This window comes from Catenulispora pinisilvae, assembly GCF_015356865.1.
GTDB lineage: Bacteria > Actinomycetota > Actinomycetes > Streptomycetales > Catenulisporaceae > Catenulispora > Catenulispora pinisilvae.
Map to the genome: position 1 here is coordinate 1 of NZ_JAAFZA010000169.1, position 23,370 is coordinate 23,370.

The window sequence follows — 23,370 nt, forward strand, 5'->3', positions numbered from 1 at the left end:
CGCCTTCACCCCCGCTGAACAACCACTGCGCACCCCGGACCGCCTCACCGCCGCCCTCGGCCACTAGATCAAGTCAGCGTGTTAATGAAATGCGCCCCCCCTGTGGCCGGTTCTTGACATCCATGCGAATAGAAACGCGCTCGGGCGTGTCGCCGCAGCCGGCACCCGGGATCTTCTCCACCACTGCGGTGGACCCGGTCTCCGAGCCGCGCCCGCCGACCCAGGATGCGCGGTTTCGGGACTACCGCGCTGCCAGCACCGGGACCGGCGGCCGAGCTCGCCAAGCTGCCGGTACCGCACCACCAGTTTTGTACTTCTCCGGGCGGTTTTCGGTTCGTTCCCCTCGGTCGCGTCGGCAGGGCTTCGCCTACAGCGCCGGTGGCCGGGAGTCAAGTTCGCGCTATACCAACCGCAGCTTGCAGCCCCGACCGCAAGCGCGCGGACTTTACTCCCGGACACCGGCGCTGTACCCCTTGGGGCTGACGACGCGACCGTGGGGAACGGACCGTAGCCACCTCAGGGACCGCCGCCGCTGAGACTGGCTCGACCACCCTATGGAACCGCGCCAGTTCCCCGAGGGAGCCAAGAGCCCCCGCCGGAGGCGCCGGGCTCTTCACCAGGGCTCTTGACCTTGATCTGGCTCTTGATTGTGATCTTGTAGTTGATCTGGCTCTTGCTCTTGTTCCAACTTGCCGGAGTTGAAGAGGCCTGAGGTGCGGCGGGGTCGTGAACGCGAAAACCGGCAGCCGACAAACACACCCGCCGCCCCGAACCCCGAACCGGCTTACCTATGACCGAAGGCCGTAAAAATCGCCTTTCAACCCACAACCCAACCGCAACCCGCCCCGCAAACTCCAGCCCCAAAAGAAACCCCGCATCCTTGCCTCAGCACCGTGTCACGCTGCCCCGCAGCGCCGGCCGGGAACAAATCCCAACCGGCGACCGGCACGGCGTGAACTACCGCGAGCTACCGCGACCTACCGCGCAAAGGTTGCCCGACGCGCCACTAACCACTCAGGTAGCAGTGCAAGTGACCGTGGGCGCGGCATTGGTCCCGGAGTAGCTGGCGCCGAAGCCGAAACTGGTGCTGGCCCCGGGCGCGATGACGTTGTTGTACGCGGCGTTGGTCGCGGTCACGGCCTTGCCGGTCTGCGTCTCGGCGGCGTTCCACACGTTGGTGATGGTCTGGTTTCCGGCCCAGGTCCAGGTGACCGTCCAGGACTTGGTCGCCGTGGTGCCCGTGTTGGTGATGGTCACGTTGCCGTTGAAGCCGTTGCCCCAGTCGCTGCTGACGGTGTACGTCGCGGTGCAGGTCGGGCCGCCGCCTCCGGTGGAGCCGGTGCCGGTGGTCGCGGTGACGGCGGTGGAGGCCGCCGAGACGTTCCCTGCGGCGTCGTAGGCCGAGACGGTGTAGGTGTAGTGGGTCGAGGTGGTCAGGGCCGAGTCGGTGAAGGTCGTCGTGGTCGTGGTTCCGGCTAGTGTGGTGCCCCGGTACACGTTGTAGCCGGTCACCGCGACGTTGTCGGTCGAGGCCGTCCATGACAGCGAGACGCTGCTGCTCGTGGTGCCGGTGACGGTCAGCCCGGTGGGCACGGTCGGTGGGGTCGTGTCGCCGCCGCCGCCGGCGATCAGTTCGCCGTACACCGCGTAGGCCATGGCGATGTCCGCTTGGGCCCAGAAGCGGTGGTAGGTGAAGGTCGGCGCGGTTCCGCCGTTGAGGTAGGCCTGTACCTTCGGCCAGGCGGGGTCGGTCTTGTACCAGGAGCGGATGGAGATGAAGGTGGCGCCGGGGGCGATCGGGTCGCCGTTGGGCATCTTGCCCGACCAGCCGGACGGTACGTACACCGGGCCGTTGAACTGGCTGTAGTCGGTGCGGATCTCCGGCGTCGCGATGCCCGCTGTGTCGGCGTACGTCGCCATCGCGTCCAACAGGCTCTTGGCCAGGGCGGCGGACGCGCTGTCGCCGGACTTGGCGGCGTAGTAGGTCAGGGTCTTGACGTAGGCGGCGGCTACCCCGACGTCGCTGCCGGACTCGGCGACCGACACGTGCAGCCCGGCGTTGGTTCCCGGGCTCGCCGGGTTCCAGGTGTCCGGCTGGCCGGACCAGCCCAGGGTGGAGGGGATCTGGAAGCTGGTGGCGGTGACCGTGGTCACGGAGGCGGCCCAGGCGATCCACTTGCCCAGAATCTTCTTGGCGGTGGCGTTGCCGGTCACGTAGTAGTACTCCGCGAGCCGCTCCATCGACCAGGCCTGCATGCCGAACCAGTTGTTGCTCGGCGGGTCGTGGTAGACCGGCTCCCAGTCGTAGGCCATGCCGTAGAACCTGGAGTCACCCGTGGGCGGCACGCCGTACTGGCCCTCCCAGCTGTTCGTGCAGCCGCCCGCGATGGCGCCTTCGGCCGATTGGAGCCACTGGTAGAACTCCATCTGCCGGGTCAGGCTGGCGGTCCAGTCGCTCTTCGCGGTCGGCGACATGGGAGTCAGGGCGGCCACGTTCGACATGGCCCAGACGGCCAGCGGGTTCTGATACCCCTGGTGCGCGGCGCCGTCGCCGATCCGCCAGGCCCAGCCGCCCCCCGGCTCGGCCCCGCCCCAGGCGTAGTACCAGGCCAGCAGGTAGTGCTCCGATCCTCGGCCGGTGCCGGCCGCGCACGTGGAGGCGTTGGTGCAGTTCCCGATCTGCTTGAAGTACTTGTCGAACAGCGAGTACCGCAGGAAGTCGCCCATCTTGGCGGCCTTCGCCACCGAGCCGGCGATCTGGCCCTGCGCGCCCTGCGCCGAGGCCCAGTTATAGGCCCAATACGCTGCCTGGACGGCGCGGGCGTCGGCGTCGGGGGCGGTCGTGTACTTCCACTGCTTCGAGTAGGCGCCGGACTGCGCGACGAACAGATCCAGGTAGCCGTTCGGACCGCCGTACTGGAACAGGTCCGTGGTCGGCTGCGGAATCGTCTTCCACACCGACTCCGCCGCGCCGCGCTGGTAGCTGTTGATGTACGACGGCCCGGTCGCGGTGGGGCCGGCCTCTCCCCCGGTACCCGGCGTGTTGCCGTAGCCGTACTTGTTGTCGACGTCGATCAGCCAGTGCATCCCGTAGATGTCCGAGGTGCCGTACGTCGAGGACAGCTCGGTGGCCAGCGGGTCCTGGCCGACCGCCACCGAGGTGTTCAGCGGGCTGGGATAGCTGCTGGGATCCGGCCACTCCGGGGCGTAGGTCGCCGGCGAACTCGGGTTGTAGGAGCTGTTGGACGGCTGGTCGACGTGCTGCGGGATGATGTAGTGCTCGGCCGTCGTCCACGCGTTGTTGAACGCCGTCCAGTCCCCGGTCACCCGGCCGTAGGTGGCCTCCAGCCACATCCAGAAGCTGAACGCCTCCGACGTCGTCTGGTGCCCGTAGTCCGGCGCCTCGACGATCAGGGTCTCGACACTGTGGTACGGGATCCCGGCCGCGCTGAAGTAGCCGTTCGCAGGATCCTTGATCTTCTTGTACTGGGTGAGGAACTGCTGGGTGTAGGCATCCGTGGCGGCCGGCGCCGCGGCGGGAGCGGCGCTCGCCGCCCGCGTGACGGCAGGGGCGATGGCGGTCGCCAGAAAGGCTCCGCCGGCCGCGGTCGCGAACTGCCTGCGAGACAGCTGTTTGGACATGAAGGACCTCTGCTTCGCCGGATCTGCCGAGATGCGGGCCGGCAGAAAAGTGGGCTGCTGGTGGCGCCGAGTGCGATACCTCGGCGCTGATTTCGTGCCTGATGTCGTGGCGGATGTCGTGGCTGATGCCGACGTCGACGTCAACGCCCTCGATCACCGGTGATGCTCGGCTCGGCGACACCAGCTGTCAACACTGTCGACACTTCGCGATCTCCGCCTCGCGGCAAGAAACAGCAGGTAGAGCCCATGATCAGGAAGCAGGTCGGGATGGGTCGCCGGCGCGTCGGCGGTGAAAGTTACACGCGCGACTCCGGCGGGGAAGCCCTCGGGTCAGGAAGCGAAGGTGCCGATCATGATGGAGGTCCACCACGCCGCCTGCGACAGCAGGCCGGAACCCAGCGCGCGCAGCAGTAGCGAACGCGGCAGGTCCTGCACCCCGGCGTCGTCGGCGAGCACCGGAATACGGTCGCGGACCGTGCCGGCATAGACGCCGTTGAGCCCGACGACCAGGACCGCGTAGAGGTTCACGAGCGTGGCGGCGTTTCCGAACTTCGGGTCCAGGAAGACCCCGGAGACGCCGAGCCCTGTGAAACCGGCCCAGATCAAGGCGTCGGCGCGCGCGGAGAAGCGCAGCATCCAGCCGATCGTGCGGCGCCCGGCCAGCACGGCCAGACCGCAGGCGTCGACCGCGAGCACCGTGCCGAACCCGACCGCCAGGCTCACCAGATGCAGGACCAGAGCCGTGCGATGGCCGACCGGCCCGGTCCGCGTGTGATGGGCCGCGACGATCATCGCCGACCAGCCCAGGCACACCGCGATCGCCTGCCAGGCCGCGCGGTCGGAGTCGAAAGCGCGAGTCGCCGGGAACTGTGCGTCCCGGGACGCCGACCGACGCCCGGGCCGGAGCGCGGAACGCCACGCCGGCCGGGCATCGGAGCCCGGCACGGCATGGTCGATGGACAGCGGCGTCTCGACGACGGCTTTCACGGAGGTCGCGGTGGTCACGGACGCATGATATTAGGTAAGGCTCATCTAACAAAGCAGGGGCCCAGCCTCGCCCGCACATCGCCCGCACATCGCGTCAGCCCACCTGTCAGCTACACGCGGCTCCGTTGACGGTGAAGCTCGTCGGAGAGCTGTCGTTCGCGGTGAACGTGCCCTGGAACCCGAACGAGGTGTTCGCCCCCGGCGCGATCGAGCCGTTGTAGGCGGCATTGGTGGCACTGACAGCGGCGCCGTTCTGCGTGGTGGTGGCGCTCCAGGCGTTGGTGATCTTCTGATCGCCGGGGAAGGTCCAGCCCGCGGTCCAGCCGTTCAGCGCCGTCGTCCCGGTGTTGCTGATCGTGACGTTGGCGGTGAAGCCTCCCGGCCATTCGTTGGTTCTGGCGTAGTCGACGTGGCAGGTGCCCGTGCCTCCGCCCCCGCCGCCGGAGACCGTCCAGGAGAACGTGGCCGAGCCGGCGGCGCCGGTGGAGTCGGTCGCGGTCACCGTCACGGTGGAGGTCCCCGCCGTGCTCGGCGTCCCGGTGATCAGGCCGGAGGATGAGATCGACAGCCCGGCGGGAAGTCCGCCGGCCGTGTAGGTCAGCGTCTGGCCGGCCGCCGAGTCGGCGGCCTGGATCTGCACGCCGGTGACCGCCGTGCCGACCGTCCCGGTCTGGCTGCCCGGGCTGGTCACCGTGACAGTGTTGCCGCCGGTCACGGTGCCGGCCGGAATCACATACGTCACCAGCGAGCGGCCCGGCACGGTCGCGCTGAAGGCGCCGCCGGCGACCGTCGTCGTGCCCTGAGCCGCGACGCTGTTGGAGTTGTTGGTCAGGTACGGCGTCACCGTGGCGCCGTTGGCGACACCGGTGTTCGCCAGCGAGTAGTTGATCGCGTCGGAGCCGCTGCCGGTGTTGAGCGCCACGACCGCCAGCGAGCCGTCAGGGTTCTTGAACGCGCTCAGGTCGACCGCGCTGTTGGAACTGCTCGCGCCGATGCGGACGGCGCCGGGGTGGATGTAGCGGCTGTAGTTGGCGAAGGCCCACAGCCGGCCGGTGGGGACGACCGAGTTGCCGTTGATCTCCAGCAGCCCTTCGTTGTCACCGTTCTCCGAGGTTGTGGTGCTGCCCCACCAGTAGAGGTACGCGCTGAGGTTCGCGCCGGTCAGGCCCTGGTCGATGTTCTGGGCCCAGGACATTCCGGAGGCGTCGGAGCCGTCGTCCCAGGCGGTGCTGAAGCCGTCGAAGGTGGACCACTCGGTCTCCCAGGCCTGCTTGGTCCAGCCCGGCAGCGGCGAGGTCGGGGCGCCGCTGTAGCCGTGGCCGGTGGCCACGGCGGTGTCGGCCAGCGCGGTCGGGTCCGCCTCGATCGCGGCGGCGTACTGGCCGGCCTTCGGCCAGCCGGTGGCGGCGCAGCACGAGACCTGCGTGGACAGACCGGAGTTCTTCACCGTCGGTCCCAGCACATCCAGCACGCTGGCCATCTGCGCCGGGCTCATCGTCATGCTGTCGTAGTTGGCGCTGAAGTCGGGCTCGTTCGACGGGCCGACGTAGGTCAGCGGCACCCCTGCCGCGGCATAGTCCTTGGCATACTGCACCAGGTAGTTCGAGTACGCCTGGCGCCAGTCACCACTGGAGCAGGAAGCGCCCGCCGAACCGCACACCTGGCCGCCGTTGTCCGCGGAGTTATTGGTCTTCATGTAGCCCGGAGCACTCCAGGCGTCGGCGTAGACGTTCGTGACGCCGTAGCGGGCCTTGATCTGCTGAGCGAACCACAGCTGGCCCTGGTCCTGGCCGGTCTGCGACATCGGCACGTAGTTCGGCGCCGCGTTCGGGCCGCCGGGGTTGTTCGGCTCGATCGTATTACCCGAGTCCGCGCCGATCTCGTTGCGCAGAATCGTCAGCCCGGCTCCGGTGGTCGGGCTGTACAGGTCGGCCAAAGCCTGCTGCTGGACCGCCGACGGGGCGTTCATCACGGTGCCCGCCTCGCCGAACGCCTCGGAGGCGCCGAACCCGGCCATCGTCTGGTACGTCGTCGCTCCGTTGATCGACGCGCTGTCCGCCGCGTACGCGGGTCCGGACGGGACCACGACCGCCAGCGTGCACGCGCCCAGAACACTCAGGCTCGCGGCGAGCGACACGATCTTGCGGCGATCGGTACGTCTTGTCAGTACGGACATGCTCATGCTCCTTCCACTACGGGATTCGACTCGGGATCGGCGGATCAGCGGATCGGCGGATCGGCGCTATCCGAGGGTCCACTGCTGGTTGCCGCCGCCGTTGCACGACCACAGCTCGGCCAGGGCGCCGTCGGCAGTGGAGGCTCCGGTCACGTCCAGGCACAAACCCGACTGGACGCCGGTGACCGTGCCGTTGGCATTGAGCGTCCACTGCTGGTTGCTCTGGCCGTTGCAGGACCACAGGATCGCCTTGGTGCCGTTGGCGGTGCCCTTGTCGTTGGCGTCCAGACACAGGGTGCTGCCGCCGACCGTCACCGACAGCTCGTTCGAGGCGTTGTGCGTCCAGCTCTGGTTGGCCTGGCCGTTGCAGTCGTAGATCTGCTGCTGGGTACCCAAGGTGGTGGTCGAGTTCGGATCGTCCAGGCACTTGCCCGCGCCCACCGCGTGCAGCGCGCCGGTGGCGCCGCCAGTCGTGCCGCTGCCGTCCAGGCCCATGAAGTGAATGGCGTAGGCGGCCATCTGCGTGCCCTGGATCGGCAGTTGGTGCCCGGCGCCGACGATGCTGTACGCCTCGACCTGAGTGACGCCCGCGCTGTTGTTGTAGCGGGTCCGGTTCCAGTTGGCGACCGGGGTGTCACTCGACGACGGGGTCTGACTCACCCCCAGCACGTTCGTCCACTGCTTGATCTCTTCGCCGAGGTTGTTGTAGTTCAAGGTGGTGTCGGCGGTGCCGTGCCACAACTGCATCCTGGGCCGCGGCCCGGTGTAGCCGGGGTCCGCGCCGCGCGCCAGGTCGCCCCACTGCTGCGGGGTCATGGAGACCTGGCCGCCGGCGCAGGGCCCGTTCCAGCCCTTGACCGTGCCGGTGTAGAAGCAGTGGTAGGGCACGCCCATGAAAGCCGACCCGGCCTTGAAGACGTCCGGGTAGTCGGCGAGCATGACGTTGGTCATCATCCCGCCCGAGGACTCGCCGGTGACGTACACGGCGTTCGAGTTCCCGCCGTAGTGCTGCTCGGTGTACGTGATCATCGACATCAGCCCGACCGGGTCGCTGCCGCCGTTGCGCGTCAGTGCCTGATCCGAGGAAACGTCCCAGCAACTTCCGCCGGGGTTGGTGGAGGGGTAGATGACGATGAACCCGTACTGGTCGGCCAGCGAACCGAAATCGGTGCTGGAGTACAGGTAGGGACCAGAGCCCTGACACCCGTGCAGGGCCAGCAGGATCGGCGGATCCGGTTTGACGTTGTTCGGCACGTAGACGTACATCGCCAGGTTGCTCGGGTTGGTGCCGAAGTTCGTGACCTGGGTCAGCGAGGCGGCGGCGGCCTGGGGCGCGGCGGGCAGGCTCACACCGACCGCGGCCGTGACTGCCACGAGCAGGCCGAGCAGGCGGGATTTCAGGGAGCGGGGTCGCAACATGGGACCTCTTAGTCCGTGGGCGAATGTTGGCGCTAACGGTGATTTAGGTCCGGGAGCGGACAGTGCGTCAACGCTGCCCCGACGCACACGCGCTGGACCTGTGTCGAATCGATTCGTAACGCGGAAGTTTCACCGGCCGGGCTATCAGTCGCCCGCGGCTTGCCGGAGCGCGATCGCCGTCCACGACACCGGCGGCAGGTCGATGCTGAGCACGCCTTCGGAGATCGTCGCGCTCGGGTTCGCACGCGGGATCACCCGCCGTTGTTCGGCGAGCGTGTTCTTCGCGTACGCGTCGGAGTCGGCGAGCGTGACCGCCTCGATGACGCGCGCCGAGCCCAGACTGCGCACGTCGACCGTGACCTGCGCGGCCTGCGCCAGGTCGCGGTTGACGAGGAAGACCGCGGCCTGGTCCTCGTCCACGGTCGCGATGGCGTCGACGACGGACGCCTGGCCGTGGCGTGCCGTCGTGTACGTCGGCGCGTCGATCAGAGGTCTGATCACCTCGCCGGCGGCGAGCCGACTGGTGATCGAGAACGGGTAGAAGGTCGTCTGCCGCCAGGCCGGGCCGCCGGGCTCGGTCATGATCGGTGCGATCACGTTGACGAGCTGCGCGAGTGATGCCGAGGTGACGCGGTCGCCACGTTTTAGCAGTGTCATCAGTAGGTTGCCGACCACGACGGCGTCCGCCACCGTGTAGACGTCCTCAAGCTGGCGAGGGGCGTGGCGCCACTCGTCGTTGACCTCCCCAGACTCCTGATGCTCCTTGAGATACCAGACGTTCCACTCGTCGAAGGAGATGTCGATCTTCTTGGTGGAGCGTTTCTTGTAGCCCACGTGGTCGGCGGTCGCCACGACGGTGTCGATGAAGAGCTCCATGTCGACCGCCGAGGCCAGGAAGGAGCCGAGATCGCCGTCGTGCTCCTGGTAGTACTGGTGGCACGAGATGTAGTCGACATGGTCGTAGCTGTGCTCCAGGACCGTGCGCTCCCAATCACCGAACGTCGGCATGCCCGACCCGGAGGAACCGCAGACGACGAGTTCGAGGTCTTTGTCAGCCGTCTTCATCGCGGCGGCGGTGCGGGCGGCGATCTTGCCGTAGTCCTGCGCGGTCATGAAGCCGGTCTGCCACGGTCCGTCCATCTCGTTGCCGAGGCACCACATGCGCACGTTGTGCGGCTCCGGCGTGCCGTTGGCGACGCGCAGGTCCGACAGCGCCGTGCCGGACGGGTGGTTGGCGTATTCCAGCAGGTCCAAAGCGGCCTGAATGCCGCGGGTGCCGAGGTTGACCGCCAGCATCGGCTCCGAGCCGGTGAGCTTGAGCCACCGGGCGAACTCATCCAGGCCCACCTGGTTCGATTCCAGGGAGTGCCAGGCCAGGTCGCGGCGCACCGGGCGCTTCTCGCGCGGGCCGATCGCATCCTCCCAGCGGTAGCCGGAGACGAAGCTGCCGCCCGGATAGCGGATCGTCGTGCTACCGAGCTCGCGGACGAGTTCGACGACGTCCATGCGGAACCCGTCGTCGTTCGCGCTCGGATGCTCCGGCTCGTAAAGCCCGGTGTACACGCCGCGGCCGAGGTGTTCGACGAACGAACCGAAGGTTCGGCGCCGGACCGGAGCGATGACGGCGTGCTTGTCGAGCGTGATGTGTGCGCGAGGCAAGGTCGGACCTCATCCCTTCACTGCGCCGGTGAGACCACCGACGATCCGCTTCTGGAATATGGAGAAGAAGATCAGCGCGGGCAGCATCGCCAGCGACGTGAACGCGAGCACTTTCGCAGTGTCCTGGGAGTACTGCGAGGAGAACGCCTGAACGCCGAGCGGCAGCGTGAAGTTCGCCTGCGAGTTGAGGATGTACAGGGGCAGGACGTAGTTGTTCCAGCTGCCGATGAACGCCAGGATGCCGACGGTCACCACGCCGGGCAGCGACAACGGCATCACCATGCGGAAGAAGAACCCGAGCCGGCTGGCACCGTCGATCGTGGCGGCCTCCTCGATCTCCCTGGGGATGGCCCGCAGGAACGGCACCAGGATGATGACGGTCGTCGGCAGGCCGAACGCGATCTGCGGGATGATCACGCCGGCCAGGCTGTCGATGAGCCCCAGGTCCTTGATGACGATGTACAGCGGGGTGATCGCGATGACCAGCGGGAACATCAAGCCGGCGGCGAACAGGGAGTACATCGCGCCCTTGAGCTTGAAGTCATAGCGCGCGAGCACGAAGCTCACCATCAGGCCGAGGATCACGATGCCGACGGTGCTGGCGATCGCGACGATGGCGGAGTTGCCGAACTCCCCCCAGAACGTCACCGACTTCAGCACGTTGCCGTAGTTGCTGAACACCCAGGGGTGCGGCAGGCCGGCCGGGCTGGTGGTGATCTGTGCATTGGTGCGGAAGCCGCCGAGCACGATGTACAGCACCGGTGCGACGCAGACCGCGATGAACAGCAGCGCGATGAAGTAGACGAAGGGATTCCCCCACTTCGCCGGCTTGTCACGATCGCCGCGTCGGCCGATGGGCGTCCTGGGCCGCGCGGCGGAGGCGAACCGGGAGTCGGCGGTCCTCACGCTCATCAGTTGACTCCTTCGGTGACGGCGCCCCGCAGGTCACGACGCAGGACGAAGCGCTGGTAGAGCAGCGCGACGAGGAACGAGATCAGGAACATCACGACCGCGACGGCGCTGCCGTAGCCGTACTGGCCCGCGTCGCGGCCTTGCGCGACCATGTAGATCGCCATGGTCGAGGTGCCCGCGGTGCCCGAGACGTACTGACCCCAGATGATGTAGACCAGGTCGAACAGCTGGAGCGAGCCGATGATCGACAACAGTCCCCAGATGCGGATCGTCGGTCCCAGCAAAGGCAACGTGATGCGGCGCTGCATCTGCCAGTAGGAAGCGCCGTCGATCTGCGCGGCCTCGAAGAGCTCGTCGGGGATCGACTGCAAGCCGGCGAGCATCAGGATCACCGCGAAGCCGACGTACTTCCAGGAGATGATGGCCATCAGTGTCCAGATGGCCAGCTTAGGATTCGCGAGCCAGTCGTTCTGCAGGGAGCCAAGTCCGACGTGTTTCAGCAGGTCGTTGAGGGCGCCGGTGGTCTGTAGCATCAGCGACCAGCCGGTGCCGACGATCACCTCGGAGATGATGTAGGGCACGAAGATCAGGACCCGGATGATCGAGCGGCCGCGGATCCTCTGGTTGAGCAGGATCGCCAGCCCGATCGCCAGCGGGCCCTGGATGACCAGCGAGAGCCCCAGGATCAGGAAGCTGTGCCACAGAACCTGCTGGAACGCGGGGTCGGTGAGGATCAGCCGGTAGTTGTCCAGGCCGACCCAGTCGGTGGCCGGGCCGTAGCCCTGCCATTTGTAGAAGCCGTAGTAGGCGGCGAGCAGGACCGGGAAGATCACGAATCCCACGAAAACGATGATCGGCGGTCCGGACAGGACCGCGATCTCCAGTCGCATCCGGCCCCGGCCGCGGCGGCGGCGCGCGGCCGGGGGCGCCGGTGTGGCCGGGCTCCCGGCTCCGGCCGTGCCCCGCGGCCGGCGCTCGATGTCCGTGTCGGTACCCACGGTGTCGCTCATCGTCTGCTTACTCAGCCTCTCGCGGCGGCGCTCTTGGTGGCCGAGACGATGTCGGCGGCGCTGCCCTGGCCCGCCATCAGGCTCACCACGGCGGTGTTCATGGCGTTGCCGACATTCTGCCCGAACTGCGTGTCAAGGTATTGCATCGAGTAGGCGGCCTTGGTGAACGCCTGCAGGGTCGAGATGTTGTAGGGGTCGGTGACGGCCGCCTGGGCCGCCGGGTTCACCGGGATCGCGTCCAAAGCCTTGGCGTAGGACTCCTGCTCGTCCTTGGTCGCCAGGAACTCCAGGAACTCGAAGGCCTCCTTCGGCGCCTTCTTGGACACCGAGTACCCGTCGGCGCCGCCCATGATGGCGGTCGGGTCGCCCTGGCCTCCGGCCACGGCGGGGAAGGGGAACCAGCCCAGGTCCGGCAGCGGCTTCTGGTCCGGGGTCAAGCTGGCGATCACCCCGGGGTCCCAGTTGCCCATGAGTTCCATGCCCGCCTTGTGGTTGGCGAGCAGGCCCGCCGACGAGCCGGCGCCCTGCTGCGCCGAGGTCGTCAGGAAGCCCTTCTGGAAGGGGTTGACCTTCAGGAACGCGGCCACGTCGTCGCCGGCCTTGGTCCAGCACGGATCGGTGAACTTCAGCGACTTGGCCGTGCTCGTCATGGTGGCCTGGCTGCACTCGCGCAGGGCGAAGTTGTAGTACCAGTGCGCGGCCGGCCAGGCGTCCTTGGCTCCGACCGCGATCGGCGCGACGTTGATGGCCTTGAGCTTGGCGACGTCGGCTTCGAGCTCGTCGATCGTCGTCGGGGTCGCGGTGATGCCGGCCTGCTGGAACAGGTCCTTGCTGTAGTAGAAACCCTCGGGTTGAGTGTCCATCGGCACCGCGTAGACCGTGCCGTCGATCGATTCGGCCGCCAGAGCCACCGCGCCGACATTCGCCTTGTCGGTGGCCGTGAGGTTCAGTGCCTGGACCTGACCGGCGTTGACCATCGCCTGCATCTTGCCGCCGCCGCGCTGCAGGAAGATGTCCGGCGCGGAGTTGGAGTTGAGGGCGGTCTGGAGCTTGCCGTCGAGGTCTTCGTTCTGGATCGTCTGGACGTTGATCGTGACGTTCGGGTGCAGCGTGTGATAGTCCTTCGCGGCGGTCAGGAAGAACCCCTGACCGGGGCCGGTCGTGGAGTTCTGCCAGATCGTCAGCTTGACCTGGCCGCTGCCCGAACCGCTGCCACCGCCTCCGCCGTTGCTGCTGCCGCCGGCGCAGCCGGTGGCGGCCAGTGCCGCGCTCAAGCCGATCAGGCCGGCCATCACGGTGCGTGTTTTCCTCGTCACTATGGAAACTCCCTGTCCGTCGTCATGGTCACACCTGGCCCCGGGGCAACGGGGGCGATGGGGTCTGTGAGAGCACCGGGGACGCCGGGTCCCCAGGGGATGGCGATGAGTTTGCGCGCACGTTTCCGTCGTGTCAATCGTTGTCGATAACGATTTCTATCGCTAACGTGGCGGCGTGCAGCAACCCAGAGTCACCATCAGGGACGTCGCCGAGCAGGCCGGCGTCTCGGTCGCCACCGTGTCGAAGGTCATCAATCAGCGCTACGGCGTTTCCGTGGACACCACGGCCCGCGTCCAGGCCGTCATCGACGAGCTCGGCTACGAGGCGAGCCTGGTCGCGCAGAGCCTGCGCAACCACCGCACGAACGTGATCGGCATCCTGGTCGCGGACCTGGAGCCGTTCAGCACCGAGCTGCTCAAGGGCGCGGCGGACGCGATCCGCGGCAGCGGTTTCGAGCTGGTCGTCTACAGCGCGGGGGGACGCACCGGCGATGTCGTGGGCTGGGAGCGGCGGTACCTCTCGCGGCTGTCCGGCACGCTGGTGGACGGCGCGGTGCTGGTCACCCCCACCGTCGTGGACGTGAACTACGGCGCGCCGGTCGTCGCGGTCGATCCGCACACCGGCTCCTCCGGCTTCCCGACGGTGGACGCGGACAGCCTGCGCGGCGCGCGCCTGGCGACCGAGCACCTGCTGGACCTCGGGCACCGGCGGATCGCGATGCTGACCGGCCGCAAGGACCTGGAGTCCGCGAAGCTGCGCGAGCAGGGCTACCGCGAGGCGCTGGCGGCGGCCGGCGTGCCGTTCCAGGAGTCGCTGGTCCGGGTCGGCGGGTATGACGCGGAGCTGTCGGCGCTCGCGGCCCACGAGCTGCTGACCTTGCCGCACCGCCCGACCGCGGTGTTCGCCGCCAACGACGTCACGGCGATCGCCACCATCGAGGTGGCTCAGGGTCTGGGGCTGCGGGTGCCCGAGGACCTGTCGGTCGTCGGGTTCGACAACATCCCCGAGTCCGCGCTGTGCACCCCGCAGCTGAGCACCGTCAACCAGCCCATCCGGACGATGGGCGAGCACGCGGTGGAGATGCTGATCCGGCTGATCCGCGGGGAGCCCGTGGAACGCACCCACGTGACGCTGGCCACGGAGTTGGTCGTGCGCGGGTCGACCGCCCCGGCCTGATGGATTCCCCTTCGCACCATCGATGCTCCCCACTTAAGGAAAGCCGTACATGGCTATAGAAAACACCGCTGTCGTCGAACTCTGGCGCGACTCCGCCGCCCCGGCCGCCGACCGGGTCAAGGACCTCATACCGCGCATGTCGGTGCGGGAGAAGGTGGCGCAGTTGTACGGGGTCTGGGTGGGCGCGGACACCACCTCGGGGCAGGTCGCGCCGTTCCAGCATTCGTCAGAGTCGCCGCCGGCGGACTGGTCCGACGTGCTGCGCGACGGCGTCGGGCAGCTCACCCGGCCCTTCGGCACCGCGCCGGTGGACCCGGTGACCGGGGCGCGCGCGGTGGCCAACACCCAGCGGGAACTGGCCAGGGCGGGCTCGGGGATCCCGGCGCTGGTGCACGAGGAATGCTTGACCGGCCTGGGAGCCTGGCAGGCCACGGTCTACCCGGCGCCGCTGTGTTGGGGGGCGAGTTTCGACCCGGAGCTGGTGCGCCAGGTCGGGAGGCGGATCGGCACGACGATGCGGCGGCTCGGCGTGCACCAGGGCCTGGCGCCGGTGCTGGATGTCGCGCGGGACCTGCGCTGGGGGCGGATCGAGGAGACGATCGCGGAGGATCCATACCTGGTCGGCACGCTTGGCGCGGCCTACGTTCAGGGCCTTGAGTCCACCGGCGTCATCGCGACCCTGAAGCACTTCGCCGGTTACAGCGCCTCCCGCGCGGGACGCAATCTCGCCCCGGTGTCGATCGGTCCGCGGGAGCTGGCGGACGTGATCCTGCCCCCGTTCGAGATGGCGCTGCACGCCGGGGCGCGGTCGGTGATGAACTCCTACTCCGACAACGACGGCGTGCCGGTGGCCGCCGACCCGGCGCTGCTGACCGACCTGCTCCGGGAGACATACGGCTTCACCGGGACGGTGGTCTCCGACTACTTCTCAGTGGTCTTCCTGCACCGCCTGCACCGCACCGCGGGTTCGAAGGGGCAGGCCGCCGCGCAGGCGCTGGCCGCGGGCATCGACGTCGAGCTGCCGACCCTGGACTGCTTCGGCGATCCGCTGATCGCCGCGCTGGAGGCCGACGAAGCGGATATTTCGCTGGTGGATCGGGCACTGGAGCGGGTGCTGCTGCAAAAATGCGAGCTCGGATTGCTCGACGCCGACTGGTCGCCCGAGCCACCGATCCTCACCGAACAGGACCCGCGGCTCGACGACGAGGAGTCCCGGGCGCTGGCCGGACGGCTGGCGCGGCGCGCGATAGTCCTGCTGCGCAACGAGAACGGCGCGCTGCCGCTGGCCGCCGGCAGCCGCGTGGCGGTCGTCGGCCCGCGCGCGCACGTCGCGGACGCCGCCTTCGGCTGCTACTCCTTCCCCCGGCACATCGGCGTGCACCACCCCGACGTCGCGCTGGGCATCGAGGCGCGCACGGTTCTCGAGGCGCTGCAAGCCGATCCGGCCGGCTACCAGATCACCTACGCGCAGGGCTGCCCGGTACCCGACACCGTGAGCTCCGTGCTTTTGCGCGCCGAGCGCGCGGCGGCCGAAGGCGGCGCGGCAAGCGAACGCGGCGCGGCAGCCGACGCCGTCGACGAGGAGGCGCTGCGGGAGTTGGGTGACCGGCAGATCGCCGAGGCGGTCGCGGCGGCCCGCGGGGCGCAGGTGTGCGTCGCAGTGCTCGGCGACGTCTCGGGCCTGTTCGGCAACGGGACCTCCGGTGAGGGCTGCGACGCCTCCGACCTGCGCTTGCCGGGTCGGCAGGGCGAGCTGCTGGAGGCACTGCTGGCCACCGGGACGCCTGTCGTCCTGGTGCTGTTGGTGGGCCGACCGTACGAGCTGTCCCGGTACGCCGACCGGCTCGCGGCCATCGTCTGCGGCTTCCTGCCGGGCGAGGAGGGGGCGAACGCGCTGGCGGACGTGCTGTCCGGACGCGTGGACCCGGCCGGGCGGCTGCCGGTGGGCTTTCCGGCCGAGGGCGCGAATCAGCCCTCGACATACCTCACGGCCACGCTCGGCCTGCGCAGCGACGTGAGCACGGTGGATCCGACGCCGCTGTACCCCTTCGGCCACGGCCTGTCCTACAACCCGGCGGTCTGGACGGAATCTGAGCTTCCGGCAGGCGCGACGTGGCCGACGGACGGCACGCTGCGGCTCGCGGTGACGCTGCGGAACGACGGCCCGTCCCCCACCAGCGAGGTGGTCCAGGTCTACCTGCACGACCCGCAGGCCGAGGTGGCGCGTCCGGTGCAGCAGCTGATCGCCGCACCGCGGATCGATCTGGCACCGGGAACGACCTCCACGGTGCTCATCGACCTGCCCGCCGACGCCACGTCCTACACGGGCCGGGCCGGCCGGCGGATCGTCGAGCCGGGCGAGGTGGAACTGTGGGTCGGCGCCTCCAGCCGGGACATCCGCACCCGGCTCCCCGCCCGCCTCGTCGGACCGCGCCGCCAGGTCGGCTTCGACCGCGTGTTCCAGCCGGAGGTGAGTGTCGTCGAGGGCTAATAGCGCCTTCGTTCCCTACGAAACGCATCGATTCGAATCGATTCGACTACATCAGGAGAAGCCATGACGCACAGCCTGATGAACCACTCCACCACCCGCTGGGCGAGAGCCTCGATCGCCGCGTTGGCTCTGGCCACCGCGGCGGTGACGGCCGTGAGCGCCGCCCCCTCCCCCGCCCACGCGGCGACCGCCACCCTCCAGGTGAACGCCGACCAGCCCTACCGTCCGGTCACCCACGTCGCCACCGGGTCGTTGTACGGCCTGGCCACCGCGACGGCCCCGGCTGACAACCTGGTCGAGCCGCTGCATCCGAACACCTTCGTCCAGATGCCCGCCGGCGGCCACCAGCAGGGCACCGGCGACATCCTGAAGGTGGCTCCGGAGGCCGCCAAGGCCGGGGCCAAACTGGTGGACCGCCTGTCGGACTACTACGCGGGATGGCCGTACCAGTTCAGCTGGAGCACCTGGCCCGGCGTCGTACAGAGCCAGATCCAACAAGTGCAGGCCTCCGGCATCACGAACCTGGCCGCCTACGCGCTGTGGAACGAGCCGGACAACACCTGGCTGTCCGCCAACGGCACCTTCGAGTCCTTCTGGACCACGACGTACCGGCAGGTCCGCTCCCTGGCCCCGAACGTCCCGATCCAGGGGCCGAGCTTCTCGGACAACATCAGCGACATGCAGAACTTCCTGCAGAACGCGGTGGCCACCAACACGGTGCCGGACATCATCGCCTGGCACGAGCTGGAGAGCTCCACGAAGATCGCCGGTGACGTGGCGACCGTGACGAACCTGGAGAAGAACCTGGGGATCACCCCGCGGCCGATCGCCATCGAGGAGTACGCGGCCCCCTCCCAGGTGGGGGTTCCCGGGGATCTGGTGGGCTACCTCGCGCAGTTCGAAAGGCTCGGAGTCAACAACGCCGAGCTGGCGTTCTGGAACCAGTCCGGGGCGCTGGGCGACCTGCTGACCGGACAGGGCGGCAGCCCCAACGGCGCGTACTGGCTCTACACCTGGTACGCCGGCATGACCGGGAACATGGTCGGCACCGTATCCTCCGGCGGCCTGGACGGTGTGGCTTCGGTCCCCGCCGCGGGAAACCAGGTCGACGTCGTGTTCGGCGGAGGCAGCGGCTCCACGTCCGTCACCGTCAACGGGCTGAGTTCGCTGTCAGGGTTCTCCGGCAGCTCCCAGGTGACCGCCAACCTCCAGTACACCCCCTCCCCCGGGCGCACCGTCGCGGTGTCCGGGCCGACGACCATCTCCCAAGGCACCTACCAGGTGGCCAACGGATCGGTCACGGTACCGGTGTCGATGACTTCGGCCTACGGCTACCACCTGGTCCTCACCCCCGGCAGCGGATCGCCGACGCTGGACGGCACCTACCAGATCAAGAACGTCAACAGCGGTCTGGCGCTCGACACGCAGAACGGCGCCACCGCGCAGGGCACCCTCGCCGTCCAGGCCACCCCCGGCAGCGGCAGCACCCAGACCTGGAAGCTCATCTCGGCCGGATCGGGCCTGTACAAGATCCAGAACACGGCCGACGGCCTCATGCTGGGCATCACCAACGAAAGCACCTCCGACGGAGCCGACGCACTGATCTGGGGCGACAACGGAACGCCGGACCACCTGTGGTCGGTCAACGCCACGGGCAACGGCCAGTACAAGATCGTCAACAGCCACAGCGGCCTGGCCCTCGGCATCACGAACATGAGTCAGTCCGCCGGCGCGCTGGTCTTGCAGTGGAGCGACAACGGCACCGCCGACCACCTGTGGACGCTGACAGCGCGCTGAGGCGCCAGAGTGCGCGCCGAGGCCACAGAGTGCGCGCTGAGCCGCCGCCGCGCGCCGACCGATGAACTCCGCCGGGCCGGGAAGCAGTCACCCGGCCCGGCGGGCTCGCTCCATCACGTTCAACGAGGAGTTTTCATCCGGGATGACCGCCACGAACCTCGGGCTGTCGGCAGCCTGCCCAGGGGCGAGCACGAACGCCGGCGGGCGGCAGCGCCGGTCAGCGGCCAGCTGAACTGTCCACGTCGAACCGCCGCGCGACCGCCCGAGATCGGCAGCTGCCAGCCGGGCCCGGTGCCCCCAGCATGACTTCTCCTGGACGAACCTGGAGCTGGTGTCCGGCCGCTGGTACTCGGCACCCGGTGAGGCCGTGGTCAGCGACCGGCTGGCCTCGGCGGTGGGGATCCACGTCGGCGATGACGTCACCGTGGTGCAGCAGAACAGGCAATCGTCACTGAAGGTCGTCGGCATTGACTTCGACACCCATATGGGCGGCTATTCGGTCATGACGGATGCGGCCACCTTCACCGCCGCCGGCCTGACCCCGCACATCAACCAGTTCAACGTCGAGCTGGCCTCGAACGTCAGCGGACCGCACTGGTCCGCCTCTGCCTCCGGCGCGCTGACCCCGCTGAACGCCTCGGTCAAGGCGAACCCGGGCGGGAACAAGAGTCCCGTGGTGATGATCATGAGCGCCCTGGTGGCGACACTCACCCTGATGATGATCGCGGTCGCCGCGCTCGGCGTGCTCAGCGTGGTCGTGCAGGACACCCGGAAACGCATCCACGACATGGGGATCTTCAAGGCGCTCGGGATGACGCCCAAACAGACCATTGCGATGGTTCTGGCCTCGGTGGCACTCACCGGCCTGATCGCCGGGCTGATCGGGGTGCCGATCGGCACCGCCGTGGAGAAGGCGACACTGACCCCGATGGGGAACGCGGTCGGCGAGCACCTGCCGCCGAGCGTGACCCACGTCTACACCGCCGGGCTGCTCATCCCCCTGCTGGCCGGCGGGATCGTGATCGCCCTGCTCGGGGCTCTGCTGCCGGCCGGCTGGGCGGCGCGGTCCCGGACGGCCACGGCGCTGCGGACCGAGTAGGACCTAGCAGAGCCGCCGGTCGCCGCGGCAAAGACGGTGCTGGGCCGCCCCGGACGGCCGCGGCATCGTCCGCTACGGTCAGGTCCGCGACACCGGTACCGACGCGGCACCGGTCCCGCAGTACCTCACTCGCTCCACACCCGCCAAGCCGACAGACATGCCGCAGCACTCCGCGGTCGCTCCGCCTACTTGATCGAACCCACTGTCACGCCGCGGGTGAGCGTCCGTTGGAAGATGAGGAAGAACACGATCGCCGGGATGATCCCGATGAGAGCGGACGCCGCCTGCATCGTCACGTCCACGATGTGCTCGCCTTGGGCGACGCCCAGCGCGACGGGGACGGTCTGGTTCTGGTTCGAGACCAGGAAGATCAGCGGCAGCAGGAACTCGTTCCACGTCCAGATGAAGAAGAAGGTCAGCATGACGGTCAGCGTCGGCCTGCTCACCGGGACCACGACCTGCCACAGGGTGCGCCACACGCCGGCGCCGTCGATCTTCGCCGCCTCCAGGATCTCCCGGGGGAACGCGCTGAGCACCGAGGAGAGCAGATAGGTGCCGAAAGCACTCTGGATCACGGTGAAGACGATGATCACCGCGAGCCTGGTGTCATAGAGGTTCGTCTGCTTCGCCAGGTAGTACAGCGGGTAGACGAGCCCTTCCTGGGGCAGCAGGTTCGCGACGAGGAACGCGACCAGGATCCAGAGCCGGCCCCGGACCCGGCCGATGCCTATGGCGTAGGCGCTGAGGACCGAGAGCAGTACCGCTCCGACGGCGACGCAGCCGCTTATCAGGACGCTGTTCCACAGGACCTGGCCGAAGTCGACGAGGTTCCAGAAGGTCCGGACGTTGTCGAAGCTGATCGCCTTGGGCAGGGCCACGGGACCGTGCGCGTTGTAGTCGGCCGACGTCTTCAGCGCGTTCAGCGCGACGAAGCCGAACGGCAGCACCATGAACACGGCCAGCAGGATGAAGGCCGCCAGGACCGCCCGGCCGCCGCGCCGGCCGGGCGCGCCGGCCGTGGCGATTGGCTTGGGCACGCTATTCCTCCTCGCCCTGATGCCGGCTCTGCACGACGAGGAAGGCCGTCGTCACGATCAGTGTCAGAACCGTGAGAACGGTCGCGATCGCCGCGCCGTAGCCGACTTGGGTCTTCTCGAAGAAGTTCTGGTAGGCGTAGTAAGACGGGATGTCCGTGGAATCGCCGGGGCCGCCGCGGGTCAGGACATAGATGGGCGCGAAGGCCTTGAGCGCGGCGATGGTGCACATCAACAGCACCACGTAGAACTCCGGCCGCATCTGCGGGACCGTGATGTGCCAGAACCGGCGCCGCCAGGACGCCCCGTCGATCGCGGCGGCCTCGTGCAGTGCCGGGTCCACCCGCTGGAGCCCGGCCATGAAGACGACCACGGGGAAACCGAGCTGGATCCACACCAGGATGGCCATCACGGTGTAGAGCGCGGTGTTCGGATCCCCGAGCCAGTCATGGGACAGCGAGCCGAGCCCGACGTCCTGCAACACCACGTTCAGCACGCCGTCGCGCGGTGCCAGGATCCAGCCCCACACCACCCCCATCACCGCCAGCGGCATCACCTGCGGAAGATAGATGCAGGCCCGGAGCAGGCTGGCGGTACGCGGCCCGAAGCGCTTGCCGATGAAGTCGAACAATCCGGCCGCGACGACCAGCCCGAGCGCCGTCGGGACCACCGCCATGGCCACGACGATCCCGGCGTTGTGCCAGAACGAGGCCCAGAACACCGAGTCGTGGAGCAGCCGCTGGTAGTTCCGCAGCCCCACCCACTGCACGGGACCGACGCCCTGCCAGCGGGTGAAGCTGATACCGATGTTCATGCCGAACGGGATGGCGATGACCGCGACGAACAGCACGGCCGCCGGCACCAGGAAGAGCGGATAGCCGCGTTCGGCACGGCGCCGACGACCGGGTATCACCGTCGCCATTACTGCGAGAACCCCTGGTCGTAAGCCGATTGCAGACTGCCCAGCGGCCCGCCGACGGCCTTGCCGTCCATGATGTCCTGGGTGGCGGACACCAGAGTGTCGTAGAACCCTGCGGTCGGCCAGTCCGGGTAGTAGGCCAGGCCGTTCGACGCTTGAAGCTTCTGGAAGTTCTGAACGAGTTCCCTGGCCTTCGGGTCGGTGATGTCAGAGGGCTGCGCCGCCACCGGCACCGCGCCCTTGTTGGCCAGCAGCGCCTGGATGTCCGGGCGCAGGGTGATGTCGATGAAGTCCTCGGCCAGCTGCGCGTTCTTGGAGTTCTTCGGGATCACCCACAGGTTTCCGCCCGAGCCGGGAACCAGCGAGTTGCCGGGCCATTGGAAGGTGTCCCAGGAGAAGCCCTTGATCTCGGTCTCGAAGGTCCCGTACCACCAGCTGCCGGAGACCATCATCGGGCTCTTACCCGACTCGAACGCGGTGCCCATGTCGGTGGCCTTCAGGCCCACCGAGTCCTTCGCGATGTAGCCCTTCTTGACCCAGTCGGCCAAGGTGTTCGCGCCATACGTCCACGCGGCGTCGTGGAAGTCCGCCTTGCCCGCGATCTGATACTGGTCCACCCAGGTCGGATCGGCCTTGCTCAGCACCAGGTTGTAAAGGTACTGCTGCGCCGGGTACTCGGCCCCGGCACTGGCCAGCGGCGTGATTCCGGCCTTCACGAATGTGTCCATCGCCGCGGTGAACTCAGCGAAGGTGGTCGGTACCTGAAGGCCGTACTTGGCGAACATGTCCTTGTTGTAATAGACCATGCCGTACTCGGCGTAGTCGGGGATGCCGTACCACTGCCCCGAACCCATCACGCCGTTCGCATAGCGCGACGTCGCCGCCAGGTTCCCGGTGATCTTCTTGTCCCAGCCGTACTTCTCGACCGCGGGGGTGAGATCGGTGAGCAGTCCCTGCTTGGCCAGCAGGCCGGCGGTCGCGTCGCCCTTGTTGTATTCCAGGATGTCCGGCGCGCTCGAGGAGTTGAGCACCATCGGAGCCGTCTTCTGCAACTGCTCGAAGGTCTTCTCCTGGAACTGCACCGTGACACCCGGGTGCGACTGCTCGAAGTCCTTGATCGCCTGGTTCCAGGCGACACCCATCGCGCTGTCGGCACTCTCGTAGTACCAGAGCTTCAGGACCTTGGACGACGAGGACGAACTCGACTTCCCGCACGCGGTCGCGCTGAGCGACACGCTGATCAGCGCGGCCGCCACGGCGACCGCCTTGCGCCTGCTGTCTCCAGCGAACATCAGCTCTTCCTCCAGTTCACGCACCAGATCGAAGCGTTTCGACGACACAGTGGTGACCGGCCCCGACACAACAACGGAACCCTGTTGAGCCAGCGTTGCAGGAACCTATCGCGCCTAAGGCAGTCAGTTGACAAGATCTAGGCGGTTGCGAGTGTCGATCGAGTCAGGACCTGGACGGGAGTAGCGGCTTCGAAATCGAAGCGCTTCGACGAAGATTGACGATAAGGTCTCTGAGAGCGCAAGACAAGACCTACGACGGCATGCGCGGTATCAAAAAACGGCTACGGAGGACTCGATACGAGCCGGCCGACTAAGAGGCTGTCCGAGATCCCGTCAGGCTGCGCGTGATAGCACCGTGCGTGGCCTGGCGAGGCGACGCGCCATCAACATGATCATGCTGATCGTGACCATCGCCTCGTGATTCTCCGGAAGGCGCTCAT

At 68.0% G+C, this 23,370-nt stretch carries 15 protein-coding genes; 4 read left to right on the plus strand and 11 right to left on the minus strand.

The window, feature by feature from the left end:
- Positions 1–1,014: 1,014 nt before the first annotated feature.
- The 8 genes from IZR01_RS34185 to IZR01_RS34220 form a co-directional block, all read right to left on the minus strand.
- Positions 1,015–3,642: a glycoside hydrolase family 48 protein gene (locus IZR01_RS34185; RefSeq protein WP_194926253.1), complete on the minus strand. Its 2,628-nt coding sequence runs from the start codon at positions 3,640–3,642 to the stop codon at positions 1,015–1,017.
- 330 nt (positions 3,643–3,972) lie between these two features.
- Complete coding sequence (locus IZR01_RS34190) at positions 3,973–4,647, minus strand: hypothetical protein (RefSeq protein WP_194891520.1); 675 nt, start codon at positions 4,645–4,647, stop codon at positions 3,973–3,975.
- Positions 4,648–4,735: 88 nt separating this feature from the next.
- Positions 4,736–6,805, minus strand: coding sequence for a cellulose binding domain-containing protein (locus IZR01_RS34195; protein ID WP_228553807.1), 2,070 nt, complete (start codon positions 6,803–6,805; stop codon positions 4,736–4,738).
- A 66-nt stretch (positions 6,806–6,871) separates the two neighbouring features.
- Positions 6,872–8,224 carry an extracellular catalytic domain type 1 short-chain-length polyhydroxyalkanoate depolymerase gene (locus tag IZR01_RS34200; RefSeq protein ID WP_194926254.1) on the minus strand — a complete coding sequence of 451 codons (1,353 nt, stop codon included), beginning with the start codon at positions 8,222–8,224 and terminating at the stop codon, positions 6,872–6,874.
- A 144-nt stretch (positions 8,225–8,368) separates the two neighbouring features.
- On the minus strand, positions 8,369–9,883 hold the full coding sequence (gene arfA, locus IZR01_RS34205; RefSeq protein WP_194926255.1) for an arabinosylfuranosidase ArfA: 1,515 nt from the start codon (positions 9,881–9,883) through the stop codon (positions 8,369–8,371).
- Positions 9,884–9,892: 9 nt separating this feature from the next.
- Complete coding sequence (locus IZR01_RS34210) at positions 9,893–10,795, minus strand: carbohydrate ABC transporter permease (protein WP_194891524.1); 903 nt, start codon at positions 10,793–10,795, stop codon at positions 9,893–9,895.
- Complete coding sequence (locus IZR01_RS34215) at positions 10,795–11,805, minus strand: carbohydrate ABC transporter permease (RefSeq protein WP_194891525.1); 1,011 nt, start codon at positions 11,803–11,805, stop codon at positions 10,795–10,797. The genes IZR01_RS34210 and IZR01_RS34215 overlap by 1 nt, the downstream gene beginning before the upstream one ends.
- An 11-nt stretch (positions 11,806–11,816) precedes the next feature.
- Entirely contained in the window at positions 11,817–13,121 is a 1,305-nt protein-coding gene (locus tag IZR01_RS34220; protein WP_194926256.1) for an ABC transporter substrate-binding protein, read from the minus strand.
- A gap of 175 nt (positions 13,122–13,296) precedes the next feature.
- Between IZR01_RS34220 and IZR01_RS34225 the strand changes: the two genes are divergently transcribed.
- From IZR01_RS34225 to IZR01_RS53660, 4 genes are all read left to right on the plus strand, one after another.
- The gene (locus tag IZR01_RS34225) at positions 13,297–14,298 is read left to right on the plus strand and encodes a LacI family DNA-binding transcriptional regulator (RefSeq protein WP_194891527.1); all 1,002 of its coding nucleotides are present in this window, start codon (positions 13,297–13,299) and stop codon (positions 14,296–14,298) included.
- A gap of 49 nt (positions 14,299–14,347) precedes the next feature.
- Positions 14,348–16,789, plus strand: a complete 2,442-nt coding sequence (locus tag IZR01_RS34230) for a glycoside hydrolase family 3 protein (protein ID WP_194926257.1) — start codon at positions 14,348–14,350, stop codon at positions 16,787–16,789.
- Between the two features lie 63 nt (positions 16,790–16,852).
- Positions 16,853–18,586 carry an RICIN domain-containing protein gene (locus tag IZR01_RS34235; protein ID WP_194926258.1) on the plus strand — a complete coding sequence of 578 codons (1,734 nt, stop codon included), beginning with the start codon at positions 16,853–16,855 and terminating at the stop codon, positions 18,584–18,586.
- A 331-nt stretch (positions 18,587–18,917) separates the two neighbouring features.
- Entirely contained in the window at positions 18,918–19,685 is a 768-nt protein-coding gene (locus IZR01_RS53660) for an ABC transporter permease (protein WP_323747173.1), read from the plus strand.
- 185 nt (positions 19,686–19,870) lie between these two features.
- Here IZR01_RS53660 and IZR01_RS34245 read toward each other — a convergent pair whose 3' ends face one another.
- From IZR01_RS34245 to IZR01_RS34255, 3 genes are all read right to left on the minus strand, one after another.
- Complete coding sequence (locus tag IZR01_RS34245) at positions 19,871–20,635, minus strand: carbohydrate ABC transporter permease (protein ID WP_194891579.1); 765 nt, start codon at positions 20,633–20,635, stop codon at positions 19,871–19,873.
- An 88-nt stretch (positions 20,636–20,723) separates the two neighbouring features.
- Positions 20,724–21,641, minus strand: coding sequence for a carbohydrate ABC transporter permease (locus IZR01_RS34250; protein ID WP_194891530.1), 918 nt, complete (start codon positions 21,639–21,641; stop codon positions 20,724–20,726).
- Positions 21,641–22,930, minus strand: coding sequence for an ABC transporter substrate-binding protein (locus tag IZR01_RS34255; RefSeq protein WP_194926260.1), 1,290 nt, complete (start codon positions 22,928–22,930; stop codon positions 21,641–21,643). Before IZR01_RS34255 ends, IZR01_RS34250 begins: the two co-directional genes overlap by 1 nt.
- Positions 22,931–23,370: the final 440 nt, after the last annotated feature.